Annotated in this window: 22 protein-coding genes; all 22 read right to left on the bottom strand. The window is 60.6% G+C overall.

Annotated elements, in window-relative coordinates:
* Nucleotides 1–29 precede the first annotated feature (29 nt).
* The 22 genes from motD to ACI2KB_RS07325 all read right to left on the bottom strand — a co-directional run bounded on the left by motD (nt 30) and on the right by ACI2KB_RS07325 (nt 21886).
* Entirely contained in the window at nt 30–914 is an 885-nt protein-coding gene (motD, locus tag ACI2KB_RS07430) for a flagellar motor protein MotD (RefSeq protein WP_404632963.1), read from the bottom strand.
* Nucleotides 915–921: 7 nt separating this feature from the next.
* Complete coding sequence (locus ACI2KB_RS07425; protein WP_404632961.1) at nt 922–1662, bottom strand: flagellar motor protein; 741 nt, start codon at nt 1660–1662, stop codon at nt 922–924.
* Nucleotides 1662–2807, bottom strand: a complete 1146-nt coding sequence (locus ACI2KB_RS07420) for a chemotaxis response regulator protein-glutamate methylesterase (protein ID WP_404632959.1) — start codon at nt 2805–2807, stop codon at nt 1662–1664. Before ACI2KB_RS07420 ends, ACI2KB_RS07425 begins: the two co-directional genes overlap by 1 nt.
* A gap of 198 nt (nt 2808–3005) precedes the next feature.
* Nucleotides 3006–5309 carry a chemotaxis protein CheA gene (locus ACI2KB_RS07415; RefSeq protein WP_404632957.1) on the bottom strand — a complete coding sequence of 768 codons (2304 nt, stop codon included), beginning with the start codon at nt 5307–5309 and terminating at the stop codon, nt 3006–3008.
* 131 nt (nt 5310–5440) lie between these two features.
* On the bottom strand, nt 5441–6229 hold the full coding sequence (locus ACI2KB_RS07410) for a protein phosphatase CheZ (RefSeq protein ID WP_404632955.1): 789 nt from the start codon (nt 6227–6229) through the stop codon (nt 5441–5443).
* A 19-nt stretch (nt 6230–6248) separates the two neighbouring features.
* The gene (locus tag ACI2KB_RS07405) at nt 6249–6623 is read right to left on the bottom strand and encodes a chemotaxis response regulator CheY (RefSeq protein WP_175500148.1); all 375 of its coding nucleotides are present in this window, start codon (nt 6621–6623) and stop codon (nt 6249–6251) included.
* Between the two features lie 262 nt (nt 6624–6885).
* A complete protein-coding gene (gene fliA / locus ACI2KB_RS07400; protein WP_081568863.1) occupies nt 6886–7626 on the bottom strand; it encodes an RNA polymerase sigma factor FliA in 741 nt (246 codons plus the stop codon).
* On the bottom strand, nt 7623–8456 hold the full coding sequence (fleN, locus tag ACI2KB_RS07395; protein WP_108240145.1) for a flagellar synthesis regulator FleN: 834 nt from the start codon (nt 8454–8456) through the stop codon (nt 7623–7625). Before fleN ends, fliA begins: the two co-directional genes overlap by 4 nt.
* A 119-nt stretch (nt 8457–8575) precedes the next feature.
* The gene (gene flhF, locus ACI2KB_RS07390) at nt 8576–9934 is read right to left on the bottom strand and encodes a flagellar biosynthesis protein FlhF (RefSeq protein ID WP_404632953.1); all 1359 of its coding nucleotides are present in this window, start codon (nt 9932–9934) and stop codon (nt 8576–8578) included.
* Between the two features lie 11 nt (nt 9935–9945).
* Nucleotides 9946–12075 (bottom strand): flagellar biosynthesis protein FlhA, encoded by a 2130-nt coding sequence (gene flhA / locus ACI2KB_RS07385; protein WP_404632951.1) that lies wholly within the window; start codon nt 12073–12075, stop codon nt 9946–9948.
* 177 nt (nt 12076–12252) lie between these two features.
* Nucleotides 12253–13392: a flagellar biosynthesis protein FlhB gene (flhB, locus tag ACI2KB_RS07380; RefSeq protein ID WP_404632949.1), complete on the bottom strand. Its 1140-nt coding sequence runs from the start codon at nt 13390–13392 to the stop codon at nt 12253–12255.
* Between the two features lies 1 nt (nt 13393).
* A complete protein-coding gene (gene fliR, locus ACI2KB_RS07375; RefSeq protein ID WP_404632947.1) occupies nt 13394–14179 on the bottom strand; it encodes a flagellar biosynthetic protein FliR in 786 nt (261 codons plus the stop codon).
* A gap of 7 nt (nt 14180–14186) precedes the next feature.
* On the bottom strand, nt 14187–14456 hold the full coding sequence (gene fliQ / locus ACI2KB_RS07370; RefSeq protein ID WP_404632945.1) for a flagellar biosynthesis protein FliQ: 270 nt from the start codon (nt 14454–14456) through the stop codon (nt 14187–14189).
* A gap of 25 nt (nt 14457–14481) precedes the next feature.
* Nucleotides 14482–15225 (bottom strand): flagellar type III secretion system pore protein FliP, encoded by a 744-nt coding sequence (fliP, locus tag ACI2KB_RS07365; protein WP_404632943.1) that lies wholly within the window; start codon nt 15223–15225, stop codon nt 14482–14484.
* Nucleotides 15225–15680, bottom strand: a complete 456-nt coding sequence (fliO, locus tag ACI2KB_RS07360; RefSeq protein WP_404633546.1) for a flagellar biosynthetic protein FliO — start codon at nt 15678–15680, stop codon at nt 15225–15227. Before fliO ends, fliP begins: the two co-directional genes overlap by 1 nt.
* A 57-nt stretch (nt 15681–15737) precedes the next feature.
* Nucleotides 15738–16202, bottom strand: a complete 465-nt coding sequence (fliN, locus tag ACI2KB_RS07355) for a flagellar motor switch protein FliN (protein WP_404632941.1) — start codon at nt 16200–16202, stop codon at nt 15738–15740.
* Between the two features lie 75 nt (nt 16203–16277).
* Nucleotides 16278–17246, bottom strand: coding sequence for a flagellar motor switch protein FliM (gene fliM / locus ACI2KB_RS07350; RefSeq protein ID WP_404632939.1), 969 nt, complete (start codon nt 17244–17246; stop codon nt 16278–16280).
* A 9-nt stretch (nt 17247–17255) separates the two neighbouring features.
* The gene (gene fliL, locus ACI2KB_RS07345) at nt 17256–17765 is read right to left on the bottom strand and encodes a flagellar basal body-associated protein FliL (RefSeq protein WP_404632937.1); all 510 of its coding nucleotides are present in this window, start codon (nt 17763–17765) and stop codon (nt 17256–17258) included.
* 162 nt (nt 17766–17927) lie between these two features.
* Nucleotides 17928–19367 carry a flagellar hook-length control protein FliK gene (locus ACI2KB_RS07340; protein WP_404632935.1) on the bottom strand — a complete coding sequence of 480 codons (1440 nt, stop codon included), beginning with the start codon at nt 19365–19367 and terminating at the stop codon, nt 17928–17930.
* Between the two features lie 78 nt (nt 19368–19445).
* Nucleotides 19446–19835: an Hpt domain-containing protein gene (locus ACI2KB_RS07335; protein ID WP_404632933.1), complete on the bottom strand. Its 390-nt coding sequence runs from the start codon at nt 19833–19835 to the stop codon at nt 19446–19448.
* Between the two features lie 33 nt (nt 19836–19868).
* On the bottom strand, nt 19869–21584 hold the full coding sequence (locus ACI2KB_RS07330) for a SpoIIE family protein phosphatase (protein WP_404632931.1): 1716 nt from the start codon (nt 21582–21584) through the stop codon (nt 19869–19871).
* Complete coding sequence (locus ACI2KB_RS07325; protein WP_404632929.1) at nt 21584–21886, bottom strand: STAS domain-containing protein; 303 nt, start codon at nt 21884–21886, stop codon at nt 21584–21586. The genes ACI2KB_RS07330 and ACI2KB_RS07325 overlap by 1 nt, the downstream gene beginning before the upstream one ends.
* Nucleotides 21887–21946 lie beyond the last annotated feature (60 nt).

The raw sequence follows: 21946 nt of genomic DNA, 5'->3' as shown, positions 1-21946 counted from the left end.
CCGATCAGGACAAGGCGTGACCGGGACCGTTAAGGGGCAGATGACGAAGATTTGACGCCTTGCGGCGGTTTGGCTGGAGCCGGTGCAGTTTGTGTGCCAGCACGGCGCAATGCGGCATCGGGTTTTGCATTGGCCGTGGTGCCGGAACCGGTCAGGCTGCGGCGCACGTCCAGATTGCGCGAAATCACCAGCACCACACGGCGGTTACGAGCGCGACCATCGGCGGTGGCATTGGAGGTCAGCGGCTGGAATTCGCCGTAACCGACCGAGGCCATGCGCGCCGGGTTGATCCCGTCCATAGCCAGCATGCGCACGATGCTCGACGCACGGGCCGACGACAGTTCCCAGTTGCTCGGGTACTGCGCCGAGCTGATCGGCTGGTCGTCAGTAAAACCTTCGACGTGGATCGGGTTGTCGAACGGTTTAATGATCTTGGCCACTTTATCGATCAGGTCGAAAGCCAGGTTGCTCGGCATGGCATCGCCGCTGCCGAACAACAGGCTGGAATTGAGTTCGATCTCGATCCACAGCTCGTTGCCCCGCACGGTCATCTGATTGGAAGCGATCAGGTCGCCGAATGCGGCGTTGACATCATCGGCAATCGATTTGAGCGGGTCCTGAGCGCCCTGCCCCAATGCGGCGTCGGTCTGATCGCTGTCTTTGACCAGCGGATCGGCCGGGCGCACGGTTTGGGGTTTCTGCTCACCGATAGGGATCGGTCGCACGCTGCGTTCGGCTTCGTTGAAGACCCCGACCAGCGCCTCGGACAGCACTTTGTACTTGCCCTCGTTGAGCGAGGAAATGGAATACATCACCACGAAGAACGCGAACAGCAAGGTGATGAAATCCGCGTAGGACACCAGCCAGCGTTCGTGGTTTTCGTGCTCTTCGTGGTGGCGACGTCGACGGGCCATCAGTCCATCACTCCATGAAGCCTTGCAGCTTCAGTTCGATCGAGCGCGGGTTTTCACCTTCGGCGATCGACAGCAGGCCTTCGAGCAGCATTTCGCGATAGCGAGACTGGCGCAGGGCGACCGCCTTGAGCTTGTTGGCCACCGGCAACAGGATCAGGTTGGCCGACGCCACACCATAGATCGTCGCGACGAAGGCCACGGCGATGCCGCTGCCCAACTGATTCGGATCCGCCAGGTTGCCCATGACGTGAATCAGGCCCATGACCGCACCGATGATGCCAATGGTCGGCGCGTAACCGCCCATGCTTTCGAAGACTTTGGCGGCCTGAATGTCGCGGCTTTCCTGGGTCAGAAAATCCACTTCCAGAATGCTGCGAATGGCTTCAGGCTCAACGCCGTCGACCAGCAATTGCAGGCCCTTGCGTGAATAGGCATCGGGTTCGGTGTCGGCGACGGTTTCCAGCCCCAGCAGGCCTTCCTTGCGCGCAGTCAGGCTCCACGACACCACGCGATCAATGCCGCCTGCGAGGTCAACCCTTGGCGGAAACAGAATCCAGATGAAGATCTGAATTGCCCGTTTGAAGGCGCTCATCGGCGTTTGCAACAGGGACGCTGCGATGGTGCCGCCGATCACGATCAACGCCGCAGGCCCGTTGAGCAGCGCCCCAAGATGGCCGCCTTCGAGGAAGTTGCCGCCGATAATGGCAACGAACGCGAGAATGATCCCTATAAGCGTCAAAACATCCATTACAGACACGCCTCGACCAAGTGGCGCCCGATATCGTCCAGGCTATAAACGGCGTCAGCCAGATCGGCCTTCACAATGGCCATGGGCATGCCGTAGATCACGCAACTGGCTTCGTCTTGCGCCCAGATGTGGCTGCCGCCCTGTTTGAGCAGGCGCGCACCTTCACGGCCGTCCGCGCCCATGCCGGTGAGGACCACGGCCAGCACCTTGTCGCCGTAGGCCTTGGCCGCCGAACCGAAGGTGATGTCCACGCAGGGCTTGTAATTCAAACGTTCGTCGCCGGGCAGGATTTTCACCGCGCCGCGACCGTCGACCATCATCTGCTTGCCACCGGGGGCCAATAGCGCCAGACCGGGACGCAGAATGTCGCCGTCTTCGGCTTCCTTGACGCTGATGCGGCACAGCTTGTCCAGACGCTCGGCGAAGGCCTTGGTGAAGGCGGCGGGCATGTGCTGGATCAGCACGATGGGAGCCGGGAAGTTGGCGGGCAGCTGGGTCAGGACCCGTTGCAGCGCCACCGGACCGCCTGTCGAGGTGCCGATGGCCACCAGCTTGTAGGCCTTGCGCTTGGGCGCAGGCGACGATGCGGTGTGAGAAGCGTGAGGTGCAGGCGCCGCCGAGGGACGCGCAGGCGCGGGCGCCGGACGAGCCGCCCCCGCCGTGGGTGCCGGACTGCGCAGCGAACTGGAAACCGGTGCAGCGGGCGCAGGCGCTGCAGGCGCGCTGCTGTAGCCGCTGAAACGGCGGTTGCTGCGGGAGATGGTGTGGACCTTCTCGCACAGCATCTGTTTGACCTTCTCGGGGTTGCGCGAGATGTCTTCGAAATTCTTGGGCAGGTAATCGACGGCACCGGCATCCAGCGCGTCCAGGGTGACGCGGGCGCCTTCATGGGTCAGCGACGAGAACATCAACACCGGGGTCGGGCAACGCTGCATGATGTGGCGAACGGCGGTAATGCCATCCATCATCGGCATCTCGTAGTCCATGGTGATCACGTCAGGCTTGAGGGCCAACGCCTGCTCGATCGCTTCCTTGCCATTGGTGGCGGTGCCGACCACTTGAATCGTTGTGTCAGAGGAAAGAATTTCCGAGACGCGCCGGCGAAAGAAGCCGGAATCGTCTACCACCAGAACCTTGACTGCCATAAACACTCCAGAGGGTCTGCCCGGTAATCGGCGCAGCCCGTTTCATCAACCTCTGGTCCACCGGGGTTGCAAAGGTGGACAAGGAACCTGTGGAAGCGAATTTATTCGCGATTCGGAGTATCAGGCGCTACATCTCTGTGGATGTACTGGCCAATCGCGAATGAATTCGCTCCCACAGGGTCCATCGCTTTGCTGCAATCAAATACGCCGCGCAGCGTAGCGCTTGAGCATGCTCGGTACGTCGAGAATCAACGCGATGCGGCCATCACCGGTGATGGTGGCGCCCGACATCCCCGGCGTGCCTTGCAGCATCTTGCCCAGCGGCTTGATCACCACTTCTTCCTGGCCCACCAGTTGATCGACCACGAAGCCGATGCGCTGGGTGCCGACCGAGAGGATCACCACATGCCCTTCGCGTTGCTCCTCATGGGCGGCGTTACTGACCAGCCAGCGCTTGAGGTAGAACAGCGGCAGCGCCTTGTCGCGCACGATGACCACTTCCTGACCATCGACGACGTTGGTGGTCGACAGGTCCAGGTGGAAGATCTCGTTGACGTTGACCAGCGGGAACGCGAAGGCCTGATTGCCCAGCATCACCATCAGGGTCGGCATGATCGCCAGGGTCAGCGGCACCTTGATGACGATCTTCGAGCCTTGGCCCTTGGTCGAGTAGATGTTGATCGAGCCGTTGAGCTGGGCAATCTTGGTTTTCACCACGTCCATGCCCACGCCACGGCCCGACACGTCGGAGATCTCGGTCTTGGTCGAGAATCCCGGCGCGAAGATCAGGTTGTAGCAGTCGGTGTCGCTCAGGCGATCTGCCGCATCCTTGTCCATGACCCCGCGCTTGACTGCGATCGCGCGCAGTACCGCCGGGTCCATGCCTTTGCCGTCGTCGGAAATCGACAGCAGGATGTGGTCGCCTTCCTGTTCCGCCGAAAGCACCACACGACCGCCACGGGCCTTGCCCGACGCTTCGCGCTCTTCCGGCGACTCGATGCCGTGGTCGACCGCGTTGCGCACCAAGTGCACCAACGGGTCGGCCAACGCTTCGACCAGGTTCTTGTCCAGGTCGGTTTCTTCACCCACCAGTTCAAGGTTGATTTCTTTCTTGAGCTGACGCGCCAGGTCGCGAACCAGACGCGGGAAGCGGCCGAAGACTTTCTTGATCGGCTGCATGCGGGTCTTCATGACCGCGGTCTGCAAGTCAGCGGTGACCACGTCCAGGTTGGACACGGCCTTGGACATGGCTTCGTCGCCGCTGTTGAGGCCCAGGCGCACCAGACGGTTACGCACCAGCACCAACTCGCCGACCATGTTCATGATTTCGTCCAGCCGCGCGGTGTCGACGCGCACGGTGGTTTCCGCTTCGGTCGGTGCCTTGTCGCCGCCCGCCGCAGGGGCCGGGGCACGGGCCGGTGCCGGAGCGGCAGCCGGTGCAGGGGCTGCTTTGGCAGGCGCAGCGGGTGCCGCCGCCGCAGGCTTGACGGGTTCGGCTTTAGGCGGTTCAGCCTTCGCAGGCTCGGCTTTCTTGACCGGTGCAGCGGTCGCCGCAGCGGCCGCACTGGCCCCCACGTCTCCCGAGAACGCGCCCTTGCCGTGCAACTGATCGAGCAGCGCTTCGAATTCGTGGTCGGTGATTTCATCCGACGGCGTATCTGCCGACGCTGGCGCAGCGGCCTCGGTCGCAGCAGGCGCAGCCGCCCCCCCGGTGGCGTCGGCGGAGAACGTCCCCTTGCCATGCAACTGATCGAGCAGTGCTTCGAACTCGTCGTCGGTGATTTCGTCGCTGGCCGGCTCACTCGCCGCAGCGGACGCCGCAGGCGGAACCACAGCGTCGACCGCGAACTGGCCTTTGCCATGCAACTGGTCGAGCAAGGATTCGAATTCGGCGTCGGTGATTTCATCACTGGCCGCTTCATCCGCCGCCGCAGGGGCCGAAACCGGCGCCACAGGCGCAGACACGGCGGCACCGGCCGCTTCGGCCTTGACCGCATTGAGCGAGTCCAGCAGCTGTTCGAATTCCTGATCGGTGATGTCGTCGGAGGCTGGCTCCGCCACTGCTTCGACGACCGGTGCAGGCGCGGGTGCTGCGGCGACTTCGTCCGCCGACGCAGGCTCGGCCAGGCGCGACAGCGCGGCAAGCAATTCAGGCGTGGCAGGCGTAATGTCCGAGCGCTCACGCACCTGACCGAACATGCTGTTGACGGTGTCCAGGGCTTCGAGCACCACGTCCATGAGTTCCGCATCGACCCGACGCTCACCTTTGCGCAGGATGTCGAACACGTTCTCGGCGATGTGACAGCATTCAACCAACTCGTTGAGCTGGAGGAAGCCGGCGCCCCCTTTTACAGTGTGAAAACCGCGAAAAATTGCATTGAGCAGATCCGCATCATCCGGCCGGCTTTCCAGCTCGACCAACTGCTCGGACAACTGCTCCAGAATCTCGCCGGCCTCTACCAGAAAATCCTGAAGGATTTCTTCATCGGCGCCGAAGCTCATTGGGGGTGCTCCTAAAATTAACCGTCAACCGATCCAGGGGCCGCACCTTGGGTCTGCGCGGGTGGCCTTCGTCGAAGCCTTCACGCGCCACACCTGCGGCCACTTTCACATAGAACCTGAGCGCTGGAACTTCAGAACCCGAGGCTGGATAGCAGATCGTCTACATCATCCTGACCGGATACGACGTCTTCACGTTTATCGGCATGAATCTGCGGACCTTCACCCTTGGAATGAAGTTTTTCCTGTTCTTTTTGCTGCCGGAACGCTTCCTGATCGTGCTGGATACCGGCAAAACGATCGACCTGGCTGGCCATCAACACCAGCTTGAGCAAATTGCTCTCCACCTCGGTGACCATCTTGGTCACACGCTTGATCACCTGTCCGGTGAGGTCCTGATAATCCTGAGCCAGCAGGATGTCGTTCAGGTGGCTGGCGACCTCGTGGGTCTCCTTCTCGCTACGGCTCAGAAAGCCCTCGACGCGGCGGGCCAGATCGCGAAACTCTTCGGCGCCAATCTCGCGACGCATGAAGCGTCCCCAGTCTGCGCTCAAGGCCTTGGCATCGGCGCTCAGGCCATTCATCAAGGGCGTGCTCTGTTCCACCAGGTCCATGGTTTTGTTGGCCGCACCTTCCGTGAGCCTGACAACATACGACAAGCGCTCGGTGGCATCCGTGATCTGGGACACCTCTTCGGCTTGCGGCATGTGCGGGTCAATCTGGAAATTGACGATGGCACTGTGCAACTCGCGCGTCAGCTTGCCGACTTCCTGATACAAGCCGCGATCACGGGTCTGGTTCAGCTCGTGGATGAGTTGCACGGCTTCGCCGAACTGGCCTTTTTCAAGGCTGGTCACCAGCTCCTGTGCATGTTTCTTCAGGGTCGACTCGAAGTCACCCATTGATGAATCTTTAGGATCCATAGCGCCCTCGCAGCGAACATCAGCTATTGACGCGCTCGAATATCTTCTCGATCTTTTCTTTGAGTACCTGAGCGGTGAACGGCTTCACGACATAGCCATTCACACCGGCCTGTGCGGCCTCGATGATCTGCTCGCGCTTGGCTTCTGCCGTGACCATCAACACTGGAAGGTGACGCAGGCGCTCGTCGGCTCGCACCTGACGCAGCAGGTCGATGCCGGACATGCCAGGCATGTTCCAGTCGGTCACCAGGAAATCGAAAGCACCGCTCTGCAACATTGGCAACGCGGTAGTGCCGTCATCTGCTTCGGCCGTGTTGGTGAACCCAAGGTCACGCAACAGGTTTTTTATGATCCGCCGCATCGTTGAGAAGTCATCAACGATGAGGATTTTCATGTTCTTGTCCAATTCGACCTCCAAGCAGTCTTTAACGCGCCCAGCTCCCGGACGCGCGTTCAATCAATACCGGTGCAGCAACTTGACCGGTGACACGAAAACGAGAGGGCTTTGGAATCGAAAGGTACGAGCGCAGCGGAAAAGCGTCCTGAAGACCTGATCCGACCGGCTCCTGCCTTGTCTCTTTTGCTTCCCACATCACATCTTGCACAGCCGGTCTTACAAGCAACCCGCAGCCTCTATCACGAGGCTGCGCAATCTATCAGCGCGCGCGCCATTCTCCCAGCCGTCCACGCAGACGCGCGGCGCACTGGCTGTGCAACTGGCTGACACGGGATTCGCTGACCCCCAGGACCTCACCGATTTCCTTGAGGTTCAGCTCTTCGTCGTAGTACAGCGCCAGCACCAGGCGTTCACGCTCGGGCAGGTTGGCAATGGCATCGGCCAGTGCGCTCTGGAAGCGCTCGTCTTCCAGGTCCCGCGACGGTTCCAGCGACTGGCTCGCGCCATCCTCGTGCAACCCTTCATGCTCGCCGTCCTGCAAGAGGTCGTCGAAACTGAACAGGCGGCTGCCCAAGGTATCGTTCAAAATCCCGTAATAATCATCGAGACTCAATTGAAGTTCGGCAGCAACCTCGTGATCTTTAGCGTCGCGGCCGGTTTTTGCTTCAATCGCACGAATGGCGTCGCTGACCATGCGCGTGTTGCGGTGAACCGAACGTGGCGCCCAGTCCCCCTTGCGCACTTCATCGAGCATCGCGCCACGGATACGAATACCCGCGTAGGTCTCGAAACTCGCACCCTTGGTGGAGTCGTACTTGGTCGACACTTCGAGCAACCCAATCATGCCCGCCTGAATCAAGTCCTCGACCTGAACACTGGCCGGCAGACGCGCCAGCAGATGGTAGGCGATGCGTTTGACCAGCGGGGCATAACGCTCAATCAGCTCGTACTGGGAATCCTTGGATGATTTGCTGTACATGCGATAGCCACTTGCAGTCATGACACAGGCCCTGCACTGGTCTGATGAACCAGGCGCTCAACGAAAAATTCAAGGTGGCCACGCGGGTTCGCCGGCAGTGGCCAGGTGTCGACCTTTTGCGCGATGGCCTTGAACGCCAGCGCACATTTGGAACGTGGAAACGCTTCGTAGACCGCACGCTGCTTCTGCACGGCCTTGCGCACGCACTCGTCGTACGGCACAGCACCCACGTATTGCAGGGCCACGTCGAGGAAACGGTCGGTGACCTTGGTCAGTTTGGCGAACAGGTTGCGCCCTTCCTGCGGGCTTTGGGCCATGTTGGCCAGCACACGGAAGCGGTTCATGCCGTAATCGCGGTTGAGCAGTTTGATCAGCGCGTAGGCGTCAGTGATCGAGGTCGGTTCATCGCACACCACCAGCAGCACTTCCTGTGCCGCGCGCACGAAACTCACCACCGACTCACCAATCCCGGCAGCGGTGTCGATCACCAGCACGTCCAGGTTGTCGCCGATTTCGCTGAAGGCCTGAATCAGACCGGCGTGTTGTGCCGGGCTCAGTTGAACCATGGTCTGGGTGCCGGAGGCCGCCGGTACGATGCGCACACCGCCCGGGCCTTGCAACAGGACATCGCGCAGCTCGCAACGGCCTTCAATAACGTCAGCCAGGGTGCGTTTGGGGGTCAGCCCCAACAAGACGTCGACGTTGGCCAGACCCAGATCGGCGTCCAGCAACATAACGCGGCGCCCCAGCTCGGCCAGAGCCAGCGAGAGGTTCACTGACACATTGGTCTTGCCTACGCCACCTTTGCCACCGGTCACCGCGATAACCTGAACGGGATGCATGCTGCCCATAGTTAATTCTTTACCTTGTCTTGCTTAGACCCAAGCCACATTTCGGGCTGCACGTTCACTGAGTGAACAATGCCTGGCAGACCAACGATGCAGGTATTTTCCATTGTCATTTTCCTTACCTAGCCCGCGCGCTTGCCGGTGCTGTGATAAAGATCCGCAAACATATCCGCCATTGCTTCCTCGCTCGGCTCCTCCTGCATCTGCACACTGACGGCACGGCTTACCAACTGGTGCCGACGGGGCAGATGCAGATCATCCGGTATCCGTGGGCCATCGGTCAGATAGGCCACGGGCAATTCGTGTGTCACCGCCAGGCTCAGCACTTCGCCAAGGCTTGCGGTTTCGTCGAGTTTGGTCAGGATGCACCCGGCCAGACCGCAACGCTTGTAACTGTGATAGGCCGCGGTCAGCACTTGCTTCTGGCTGGTGGTGGCCAGTACCAGGTAGTTGCGCGCCTTGATGCCGCGACCGGCCAGGCTCTCCAGTTGCAGGCGCAATGCCGGGTCGCTGGCTTGCAGGCCAGCGGTGTCGATCAGCACCACGCGCTTGCGCAACAGAGGCTCCAGCGCCTGCGCCAGAGACTGGCCCGGGTCGACGTGGGTCACCGGCACATTGAGAATCCGGCCCAGCGTCTTGAGCTGCTCCTGAGCCCCGATGCGGAAGCTGTCCATGCTCACCAGCGCGATATTTTGCGCGCCGTATTTCAACACATAACGGGCTGCGAGTTTGGCCAATGTAGTGGTCTTGCCCATACCGGCCGGACCGACCATGGCAATCACCCCACCCTCTTCCAGCGGCTCGACGTCCGGTGTGACGATCATGCGCGCCAGATGAGCCAGCAACATGCGCCAGGCATGAGGCTGATCATCGACATCCGGGACCATATTCAGCAGGTCACGGGACAGAGGGCCAGACAGGCCCACACGCTGCAAACGACGCCACAGGTTGGCCTGCTGCGGACGGCTGCCTTGCAACTGGTTCCAGGCCAGCGAACCGAGCTGGACTTCCAGCAGTTCGCGCAGGCCATTCAACTCCGAACGCATCGACTCGTAAGCGCGTTGGCTAATCCCCGGTTCGGCGGCGGATTGACGCTCAGCGCGCTCGGCACGGTCGGCGGCAATAGCGGCGTGGATCGAGGGGCGGAACGGTTCATCCAGCGTCGGTTCGATCTGCTTGCTGTCGTCCATCGCAAGACCGGCAAACAACTGCCGGTTGGCGACCGTGTCCAGCTCGCTACGGCTGGTCAGCTCGGCCTGTGCGGTGACGATGCGCGACTGAGTCTTGCGCAGCTCGTCTTCCAGCTCGATATTCGGCACACGCGGCGCCAGCGCCGACAGTTTGTAATCCAGCGCGGCTGTCAGTTCCACACCACCGGCGATCCGCCGGTTGCCGATGATGGCGGCTTCAGCGCCCAGCTCATCACGAACCAGTTTCATGGCTTGTCGCATATCGGCGGCGAAAAAACGCTTAACTTGCATGACTCACTACCTCAGCCGTTCGGCCCGACAGTCGCTACGATGGTGACTTGCTTATTGTCAGGAATTTCCTGATAAGCCAAAACATGCATGTTCGGAACCGCCAGGCGCCCAAAGCGGGACAACATGGCGCGAACCGGACCTGCAACCAACAAAATGACCGGCTGACCCTGCATCTCCTGACGCTGCGCCGCTTCGATCAACGAGCGCTGAAGCTTCTCAGCCATACTCGGTTCGAGCAGAACGCCTTCTTCCTGACCCTGACCTGCCTTCTGCAGACTATTGAGCAATATCTGTTCCAACCTTGGCTCAAGGGTGATAACAGGCAGCTCCGGCTCAATGCCCACAATGCTTTGCACGATGGCGCGGGACAGGCCGACCCGTACGGCGGCCACCAATGCGGCGGTATCTTGACTCCGGGCGGCATTGTTGGCGATAGCTTCGGCAATGCTGCGAATATCGCGCACCGGCACCTGCTCGGCCAACAGCGCCTGCAACACCTTGAGCAGCGCCGATAACGACAGCACGCCCGGCACCAGCTCTTCAGCCAGTTTCGGCGAACTCTTGGCCAGCAGCGTCATCAGTTGCTGCACTTCCTCATGACCGATCAGCTCATGAGAGTGCTTGTACAGAATCTGGTTCAAGTGGGTCGCGACGACAGTGCTGGCATCGACCACGGTGTAACCGAGGGACTGGGCTTGGGCGCGCTGGCTGATTTCGATCCAGACTGCCTCCAGCCCGAACGCCGGGTCTTTGGCAGTGATGCCGTTGAGGCTGCCGAACACCTGACCGGGGTTGATCGCCAGCTCGCGGTCGGGGTAGATCTCGGCTTCGGCCAAGGTCACGCCCATCAGCGTCAAACGATACGCGCTCGGCGCCAGGTCCAGGTTGTCGCGAATGTGTACGGTTGGCATCAGGAAGCCCAACTCTTGCGACAACTTCTTGCGCACGCCCTTGATCCGCGCCAGCAGTTGCCCACCCTGATTGCGGTCTACCAGCGGGATCAAGCGATAACCCACTTCCAGGCCGATCATGTCGATCGGGGTCACATCGTCCCAGCCCAGCTCTTTCGACTCCTGGGCACGGGTTGGCGATGGCAACAGGTCCTGTTGACGCTTGACCTCTTGAATCGCGGCCAGCTTGGCCTGGTTCTGTTTTTTCCACAGCAGGTAAGCCCCCCCTGCTGCCAACAGGCCCAGACTGATGAACGAGAAGTGCGGCATGCCCGGCACCAGGCCCATGATCACCATGATCGCCGCCGACACCGCCAGCGCCTTGTGCGAGGTGAACATCTGGCGGCTGACCAGCTTGCCCATTTCTTCGGAACCCGATGCACGGGTCACCATGATCGCGGCGGCAGTGGACAGCAGCAGCGAAGGCAGTTGCGCCACCAAACCGTCACCGATGGTCAGCAGGGCGTAAACCTTGCCTGCGTCGGAGAAGGTCATGTTGTGTTGCAGGATGCCCACCAGCATGCCGCCGATGAGGTTGATGAACAGAATCAGCAGACCGGCGATGGCGTCGCCGCGCACGAACTTACTGGCACCGTCCATGGAGCCGTAGAACTCGGCTTCCTGGGCGACTTCAAGACGGCGACGCTTGGCTTCGGCCTGATCGATGAGACCGGCGTTGAGGTCGGCGTCGATGGCCATCTGTTTACCGGGCATGGCGTCGAGGGTGAAGCGCGCGCTCACCTCGGAAATACGACCGGCACCTTTGGTCACGACCACGAAGTTGATGATCATCAGGATCGCGAACACCACGATACCGACGACGTAGTTACCGCCGATCACCACTTCACCGAAGGCCTGAATCACCTTACCGGCAGCGGCGTGGCCGTCCTGACCGTGGAGCATGACGACGCGGGTCGATGCGACGTTCAGCGCCAGGCGCAGCAAGGTCGCGATCAGCAGAATGGTCGGAAAGACCGAGAAATCCAAAGGCCGTAGGGCGTACACGCAGACCAGCAACACGACGATGGACAGCGCGATGTTGAAGGTGAAAAACACGTCCAGCAGAAACGGCGGCATCGGCAACATCATCATTGCCAGCATGACCAGCAACAACAGCGGCACGCCCAACTGACCACGACCCAGACCGACCAGCCCGGAGCGTGCGTTAGTGATTAATTGAGAACGATCCACCGATTCTGTACCTGCGCGTTAAATCAAACTTTTGACGCCAGAGGCGTTGTAACGCAGGTATTGCAAAAACCTGTCCAACTCTTGGATTGGATTGAATATATCAGAGTGCCATTATTGGGGAATGTGGTGTGGTCGACATAATTTGACGTTAGATTCTTTCTCTGATGCCAGGCCCTACTAATTATCCCGCCGCAAATCCGGCGGAATCGGTAGATTGTCTTTCAACGGATCAGGCCGTTTGCCCTTCCCGGCCCGGAACTGACGAATCTGATAGACATACGCCAAGACCTGCGCCACCGCCAGATACAACCCGGCAGGAATCTCGTTTTCCAACTCGGTGCTGTAATAGATCGAACGCGCCAGCGCCGGGGACTCCAGCAACTGGATTTCGTGCTCGGCGGCAATCTCGCGAATCTTCAGCGCAATGAAGTCCGTCCCCTTGGCCAGCAACACCGGCGCACCGCCCTTGTCCGGGTCGTACTTGAGCGCCACGGCGTAGTGGGTCGGGTTGGTGATGACCACGTCTGCCTGGGGCACCGCCGCCATCATCCGCCGCTGCGACATCTCACGCTGCAACTGGCGAATCCGCTGTTTGACCTCGGGTCGCCCTTCGTTGTCCTTGTGCTCGTCGCGCACTTCCTGCTTGGTCATCAGCAGCTTTTTGTGCGCATCCCACAGCTGCACCGGCACGTCCACGGCCGCGATGATCAACAGCCCGCAGGCCATCCACAGCGTGCTCCAGCCCACCAGTTGCAGGCTGTGGGCCATGGCCATTTCCATCGGTTCATGGGCAATGGCCAACAGGTCGTTCTTGTCCTTGGCCAGCACCATGATCGCCACGATCAAGATGATGAAAAATTTGGCGAGGGACTTGAGCAGCTCGATCAGCGATTTGGGCGACACCATGCGCTTGAGCCCGGCCAGCGGGTTCAAGCGACTGAATTTGGGCGCCATCGACCCTGCAGCGAACAACCAGCCACCCAGCGAAATCGGCCCGATCAGTGCTGCAATGGTCAGCGCGACCAACAACGGCGTGACGGACATCAAGGCGACTTTGCCTGACGCCATCAGCATCAGGCTCATGCTGCGTTCTTCCATCAGCGCGTCGCGGGAAATGACGAAATTGTCCCGCATCAACTGCATCATCATTTCGGCCATGGACCCGCCGAACGCCAGCAAACCGGCGGCGCCGACGATCATGACGATGACGGTATTGAGTTCTTTGGAACGGGCGATCTCGCCCTTTTCTCTGGCCTCACGTTTTCGTTTGTCCGTGGGGTCTTCTGTCTTGTCCTGACCGCTCTCGCTTTCAGCCATGTCAGCGCGCCTTGACCATGTCTTTGAGCAACTGCAAGGCGTCCACCGCCAGCGGTTGGTACTGATTGAGAATGTCGCCGAGGGAGATCCACAAAATCCCCATGCCCAGCACCAGTGTCAGCGGAAAACCAATCGAGAAGATGTTCAGTTGCGGCGCCGCACGGGTCATTACGCCCATCGCGATGTTGACTACCAACAAGGCTGTGATCGCGGGCAGCACCAGAATCAGCGCAGCGCCCAACACCCAGCCCAGACGCAGCACCAGCTCCCAGAAATTGGCCGTCATCAGCCCCTGCCCCACGGGCAAGGTGGTGAAGCTTTCGATCAGCACTTCAAACACCACCAGGTGGCCATTCATGGCAAGAAACAACAGCGTGACCAGCATGGTGAAGAACTGGCCGATCACCGCCACCGAGACACCGTTGACCGGGTCGACCATGGACGCGAAGCCCATGCCCATCTGGATCGCAACGATTTGCCCGGCAATCACGAACGCCTGAAAGAACAGTTGCAACGACAGGCCCAGCGCAGCGCCAATGATGATCTGCTGGGCAATCAGCAGCAGCGCGCTGAGGTCCAGCGCATGCACTTCCGGCATCGGCGGCAGACTCGGCGCGACGACCACGGTGATCGCCAGCGCCAGATAGAGACGCACCCGGCTCGACACCAGCGTGGTGCCGAACACCGGCATGGTCATCAGCACGGCCGCGATACGAAACAGCGGCAGCATGAACGCCGCCACCCAGGTGCTGATCTGCGTGTCGGTCAGCGCCAGAACAGGTTCCATTGCCGACTCAGCCGATGACTTGGGGAATGCTGGTGTACAGCGTGATGATGTAATCCATGAACGTGCGCACCAGCCACGGGCCAACGGCGATCAGGGTCACCAGCATCACCAGCAGGCGAGGCAGGAAGCTCAAAGTCTGTTCGTTGATCTGGGTGGCGGCCTGAAACATCGACACCAGCAGGCCGACGATCAGGCTCGGCACCACCAGAATCGCCACCATGGTGGTGGTCAGCCACAGGGCTTCACGAAACAGGTCTACAGCAACTTCCGGGGTCATGCCGCGCACTCCTCGTCAAACAGATTCATACGCCACCAAAGCTGCCAGCCAGCGTACCGATGATCAGCGCCCAACCGTCCACCAGCACGAACAACATGATCTTGAACGGCAGCGAAATGATCAGCGGCGACAGCATCATCATACCCATGGCCATCAGCACGCTGGCGACCACCAGGTCGATGATCAGAAACGGGATGAAAATCATGAAACCGATCTGAAACGCGGTCTTCAATTCCGAGGTCACGAACGCGGGCACGATGATGGTCAGCGGCGCGGCATCCGGGGTCGGAATGTCGGTGCGCTTGGACAGGCGCATGAACAGGTCCAGATCGCTGGAGCGGGTTTGCGCCAGCATGAAGTCCTTGATCGGCACTTCAGCCTTGGCCACCGCATCCTGCGCGGTCATCTTCTCGGCCAGATAAGGCTGCAGCGCGTCGGTGTTCACACGGTCGAACACTGGGGCCATGATGAACAGCGTCAGAAACAGCGCCATACCGGTGAGGATCTGGTTCGACGGCGTCTGTTGCAGCCCCAGCGCTTGGCGCAGGATCGAGAACACGATGATGATCCGCGTGAAGCTGGTCATCAGCATGACGAATGCCGGGATGAAGCTCAGCGCCGTCATGATCAGCAGGATTTGCAGGCTGACCGAATACTCTTGCTGGCCGTTGGCACCCGTGCCCAGCGTGATCGCCGGAATCGACAACGGGTCGGCGGCGAGCGCCAGCGGCGCTGCCAGCAGCAACAGCAGCGTCAAAACAATGCGCATCAGTTCTTATCCTTCTGACCCTGTTTGCCCAGCACTTCCATCAGGCGCTTGGCGAACTCTGGCGTGGCGTGCTGAGTGGCAGGCACCTCGACGGGCTCGTTCATCACATGCAATGCGGTGATGCTGCCAGGCGACACCCCCAACAAGACCTGCTCGTTACCGACCTGAACCAGCACCAGTCGATCGCGCGGCCCCAAAGCGCGGGAGCCGACCAGTTCGATGACCTGATTGCCCGCAGGGCCGGTGCTCTGAACCCGACGCAGGAGCCACGCCAGACCAAAGATAAGCGCCACCACCAAGCCCAGGCCCAGCACCAGTTGCATCAACTGGCTGCCAATGCCGCTGCTCAACGCGCTGACCGGCGGCACGACCGCAGGCGCCGTGTTCGACGCCGCAGTGCCGGCAGCCGGCGCGGCGGGTGCCACGGCATCGGCCGCCAACACCGCCCAGGACATCAACACGACAGGCGCTGCCAGCAGGCCCTTGAGCCGCTTCACGAGAAAAGCGCTCACTTAACGCAGCTTCTTGATACGTTCGCTCGGGCTGATCACGTCGGTCAAACGGATGCCGAACTTCTCGTTCACCACCACCACTTCACCGTGAGCGATCAGCGTGCCGTTGACCAGCACATCCAGTGGCTCACCCGCCAGACGGTCCAGCTCGATCACCGAGCCCTGGTTCAGTTGCAGCAGGTTGCGGATGTTGATGTCGGTGCTGCCCACTTCCATGGAAATGGACACCGGAATGTCGAGAATCACATCCAGATTGGGGCCGTCCAGCGACACCGGGCCGGTCTGCTTCGGCACACTGCCGAACTCTTCCATCGCCATGCGGTTGCCCGAGGACTGACCGGCATCGGCCGCCAGCAGCGCGTCGATGTCCGCCTGACCACCCTCACCCGCTTCACCCAGGGCCGCAGCCCACTCGTCGGCCAGTGCCTGGTCGTCTGTGGAGTTCATTTCGTTTTCATCAGCCATGGTTGTCCTCGTCGAGCAATATTCGTTGACACAGCAATTCGTTTACACAGCGCATTCTGAAACTGACAGCACCCGTCAGCGGCGTTCGACCGGCTCGACCACTTGCAGGGCCAGGTTACCCTTGTGCGAACCGAGCTTGACCTTGAACGACGGCACGCCATTGGCGCGCATGATCAAGTGATCGTTCAGCTCCACCGGAATCACGTCACCCGGCTGCATGTGCAGGATGTCCCGCAATTTGAGCTGACGACGGGCCACGGTGGCGCTGAGCGGCACCTGCACGTCCATCACGTCCTGCTTGAGCGCATTGACCCAGCGTTCGTCCTGATCGTCCAGATCGGACTGGAAACCGGCGTCGAGCATTTCACGCACCGGCTCGATCATCGAATACGGCATGGTCACGTGCAGGTCGCCGCCACCGCCGTCGAGTTCGATGTGGAACGTCGAAACGACAATGGCCTCACTGGGGCCGACGATGTTGGCCATGGCCGGGTTCACTTCCGAGTTGATGTACTCGAAATTGACTTCCATGATCGCCTGCCAGGCTTCCTTCAGGTCGATGAACGCCTGATCCAGCACGATCCGCACCACGCGCAGTTCGGTCGGGGTGAATTCCCGGCCTTCGATCTTGGCGTGACGGCCATCGCCGCCGAAGAAGTTGTCCACCAGCTTGAACACCAGCTTGGCGTCCAGGATGAACAGCGCAGTGCCGCGCAACGGCTTGATCTTGACCAGGTTCAGGCTGGTGGGCACGTATAGCGAATGCACGTACTCGCCAAACTTCATCACCTGCACGCCGCCCACCGCCACGTCCGCCGAACGGCGCAGCAGGTTGAACATGCTGATGCGGGTGTAACGGGCGAAACGCTCGTTGATCATCTCCAGGGTCGGCATGCGTCCACGGACGATGCGGTCCTGACTGGTCAGGTCATAACTTTTGACGCTGCCCGGTTCGATAACGCTTTCGGTCTGTACCAGACCATCGTCCACGCCATGCAGCAGCGCGTCGATTTCATCCTGGGACAGCAGGTCTTGCACGGCCATGTCGTGGTCCTACTGCAGTACGTAGTTAGTGAAAAGAACCTGTTCGATGACGCTTTTGTTCAACTCTTTCTGGCCAACTTCCTGCACCACCGCAGCGGCCTTCTGGCGCAGCATTTCCATGCCGACCGGCGTTGCGATGGTGTCGAATGGCTGACCGGAGAACATCATCACCAGATTGTTGCGAATGACCGGCATGTGCACTTTCAGCGCTTCCAGATCGGCGTGATCGCGGGCCAGCAGGGTAATGCTGACCTGCATGTAGCGCTGACGGCCGTTGACGTTGTAATTGACCACGAACGGCGGAGTCAGTGGCTCGAAGATCGCCTCTTTCTTGACGTTCGCAGCTTCTGCAGCCGCCACAGCCGGATCCGGCTTGCTTTCAGCCTTGTGCATGATGAACCAGGTCGCACCGACCGACAGACCGATGGCCAGCAACAGACCAACCACCACCAGGATGATGATCTTCAGTTTGCCTTTCTTCGCCGGGTCTTTAACTGCTGCGTCGTCGCTCTTCGCCATGCCAATAATCCGTCACTATCCAAAGGGTTCGGTGTTGCGTGACAGAGGGAGAGCAAGGTGTGTGCCAGAGTTGAAAACAGAAGGGGGAGAACGACTGTGGGAGCGAATTCATTCGCTCCCACAGGTGTTGCGGCGTGACAGATCGATCCGCCACGCGATGAATCAAGCGTAGTAATCGACCGCGCTGGAACCCACGACGGTCAGCGGTGCGCTGGCCACGGCACTGGCAGCATCGATCGGGGCGCCGTCGGCGATCAGGTCGCTGCCGCTGGCATTGCCCGAACCGCTGGCGCCGTTACCGCGCTGGGCGTTGCCGCCGGACTGCTGTTGCGCCTGTTGCTGCATGTTGCGCGACTGATCGGACACGTTCACGTCCACCTGCCCCATGCCCTGCTGGGCAAAGGAGTCGCGCAGACGGGCCATCTGGCTTTCCAGCGCATCACGCACACCCACGTGGGCGCTCATGAAGGTGACCTGCGTCTGCTGGTCTGCCGCCATATTGACGCGAATGTCCAGACGGCCGAGTTCAGCCGGTTCCAGTTGAATATCCGCCTGTTTCAAGTTTTGACTGGACAGGTACATCACGCGGTTGACCACGCCTTCGGTCCAGCCACTCTGATTCATCGCCAACGGCTGATTGAGCAATGGCGATGGCGTCGCAGAACCCGGCTTGACCTGGGCCGCCTGAGACAATGCCGCCAGACGATCAGCGAAGTTGTCGACGCGCGTATCGCTGCTCGCCCCTTTGACGTCTTTCAGGCCGTCGGCCAGCAGACTGCCGAACGCCTTGTCACCGCCACTTTCGGTGGCGTTCTTGTCGACAGGCTGATCGCCCAAGGCCGCCAGATTACCGGCCAGCATCTGCGCCGGATCGGCATTCGGATCCTGTTTGCCGGTGGTCTTGCTGGCGTCGGTCAGGTGTGCGGAGTTCTGCGCGGTCTGCTGGGTCTTGTTCTCCAGCGCGACCTGAACCGCCGTCAACCCTTCCAGTGGATCGGCCGACGGATCGAAAGTGTCATCGGAAGCATCGGTGGCCGTCGCCGCGGTCGGCGCTTGAACGGTCGGCGGTGGAATCACTTGCGCGGTACTGGCCAGCAGCGCCGCCGGATCCACCACAGGCTGCGGATCGACCACTGGCTGCACAGGTTCAGTGACCGGCGGCGTGACCGCCAACGTCGGGTCCAGCACCGAGTCAGCGACAGTGGCGTCGACAACCGTCGAATCGGTGGAAGCGTTCGACGCGTCTGAGGTGTCGTCGTCGGAATCGTCGTCGCTGTCGTTGTCGGCGCGGTTGTCGGTTTTACTGTTCACCGTCTTGGCAGGCAAGCCATTGCCGTTACCGGCAACGGTCTTGTCGGAAGCGGCAGATGAGTGGCTGGCGCTGTCCTTGCGGTCTGCTGCCGGACTCTTGGCGCTGGACGGTTTGGCCGGGCTGTCATCGACACTGGACGGCTTGGGGCCGGCCTGTTTGGCAAACACGCTCGAAAAGCTGGAAGTGTTGTCCTTGACGGGGTCTGGCGCCTTTGCCGACGTGGCGGCGCTGGCTTTCTGGGCTTTGGCAGCGGTCAGAGCCGTCAATAAAGGGTTGTTGGCAAGGGCCATGTTGATCTCCGCAAGAGCACGATTGCACAGATGTCTAGCAAATGGCGGGCCAGCTTCTGAAAATCTGGCGATCGGAGCTCATCGACCGATGAGGCTGGTCTGCAATTCGACATCGAAAAAATCGCGCACCACCCGGTGCTCAACCTCGATGGCTTTGATCAATTGCTTGACTTGGGCATCAGTAGCAGTGACAGGCCCATGGGAAAGGTCTTCAAGCTGACGGCACAACTGCGCCAGATCGACGGCGCCCATGTTGCTGCAACTGCCTTTGAAGCTGTGGGCCATCATGCCGACCTGCTCCATCTGGCTGGCCGATGCTGTCGAGAAGCCCGGTGCCAGGATCAGTTGGTTCAGATCCCTGACGCGCTTTTCGGAATCCTTGATGAACACCTCCAGCAGCGCCGGGTACTCACCCTCCATGACATCACGCAATGTGCCGAGAACGGCCAGATCCACATGATTTTCCAAGACTTGTTCGCTCCTTGATCAAGAATCGCGGGATTATGCCAGACCCTCCCAGACGAACTCCACAGAGGCCGTCCGACCATCCGTCGACCACTGACAGCGGTCGCTAAGCTCCCTGACCAGACTCAACCCACGCCCGGACAGCTGATTGACCGCAGGCGGCAGCGCCAGCACCTGCTCGACATTGAATCCGTTGCCACTGTCGTGCACCTGAACGATCAGCCGACCGCCACCCTGCGCCACCGGGATTATCTGGAAGTTAAACCGGATGAAACCGTCTTCCAGGTTATCCAGCCGCTCGCCGCGCTGCTGGTAGTACAGAGCAAAACCCGCCGCGTCCTGCTTGAGCGCCGAATCCAGCCCCAGCACACCATGCTCCAGCGCATTGCTGTACAGCTCAGCCATCACGGTGTACAGCTCGCCGCTTTGCTGACGCAGGCCGTGCACTTCCTGCAACAACTGCAACAGGTAGGGCAAAGGGTTGAAACGTTTGAGGGTCGATGCCCGGAATTCAAAGCTCGCCGACCAGTCCAGCGGGCTGGAATCGCCACTGTCACTGTAAATGACCGATGGCGGGCCAAGAGATTCCGGCTCCGTGAAGCCCACTTCGACCATGCTCACGTCATCGCGCACTTGCCCGCGAAAGCGCGCCAGCGCCCACTGCACCTCTTCCATCAGCAGGTCGGGGTTGCGATTGGAGACGAACACGTTCTGTAAACGCCGCGCGCCGAACATCTCGCCGCTCTCGTCGGTGCTGTCCACCACCCCATCGGAGAGCAGGAACACCCGATCACCGGCTGCGAAGGGATAGACCTGCGTGTTGTCGTCAAAACTGCTGGCGCTCAGCACGCCCAACGGCAAGTGAGAGGACACCAGCGGCGTGTGCGGGCGACCATCGGCATGCAGCAGATAACCGTCGGGCAAACCGCCGTTCCAGACCTCGACCTGCTGCTGCTTGAAGTTCACGCAGATCAGCGCGGCGCAGCAGAACATATCCACCGGCAGAATGCGTTTGAGCTTGGCGTTCATCTCGCGCAGGGTTTCTGGCAGCCCATAGCCCTTGGCGGTCATGCCGTAGAAGACTTCCGCCAATGGCATGGCGCCCACCGCCGCCGGAAGGCCATGGCCGGTGAAGTCGCCCAGCAGCAGGTGCATGTTGCCGGACGGCGCCCAGGCCGCCAGCAGCAGGTCGCCGTTGAACAGCGCATAAGGGGATTGCAAGTAGCGAATATTGGGAGCGCTCAAGCAACCGGAGTGGGCGATCTGATCGAACACTGCCTTGGCCACGCGCTGTTCGTTGAGCAGGTATTTGTGGTGCCGGGCAATCAGGTCGCGTTGCTGCAGAACGGTTTCCTGCAACAGCCGCAGGCGGTTCATGGCGTTGATCTTGGCCGCCAGCACCACCTGGTTGTAAGGCTTGGCCACGAAATCATCGCCCCCGGCGTCCAGACAACGTGCCAGCGCCTCGCCTTCGGTCAGCGATGTCAGGAAAATGATCGGGACCAGCGACTCCCCCGCCAACTCCTTGATTTGCCGTGCGGCCTCAAATCCGTCCATCACCGGCATCAGGGCGTCGAGCAGGATCAATTGCGGGCGGCTGCGCTCGAACACCGCAACGGCCTCGGCACCGTCGCAGGCATTCAGCACTTCATGGCCCTGGCGACTGATGATCGCCGACAGCAACATGCGGTCACTGGCATTGTCGTCAGCGATGAGGATCTTCAATCGCTCAGGCGGCGCAGATTCCACCATCAGCCGATATGGAAGAGTTTGGCGAAGTTGGAAATGGCAAGAATCTTGACCACGTCAGCGCTGCAGTTTTCCAACCGCACGTCGGCGCGGTCACCGCCGGCATGATCACGCAGCAACAGGAGCATACCCAGCGCCGAACTGTCGAGGTAATTGGTGTCTTTCAGGTCGACCACATAACGGGTGGCGCGGGTTTCTTTCTCGTAGGCCCCGCGAAAATCCTGATGCGTGGAAAAGTCGAAACGTCCCTTGATCTTGATGGTCAGTTGCTGCCCGTCGGGAGCACGCTCGGAGGTTACTGACATAGGCAAATCCCTTATATGAAACAGCGTCAGACGGGTGAAGTTTTAGCACTGCTTGTGCGG

Origin of the sequence: Pseudomonas sp. NPDC088444 (assembly GCF_044900175.1) — a bacterium.
Lineage (GTDB): Bacteria > Pseudomonadota > Gammaproteobacteria > Pseudomonadales > Pseudomonadaceae > Aquipseudomonas.
This window is presented reverse-complemented; position numbering and strand designations above follow the sequence as displayed.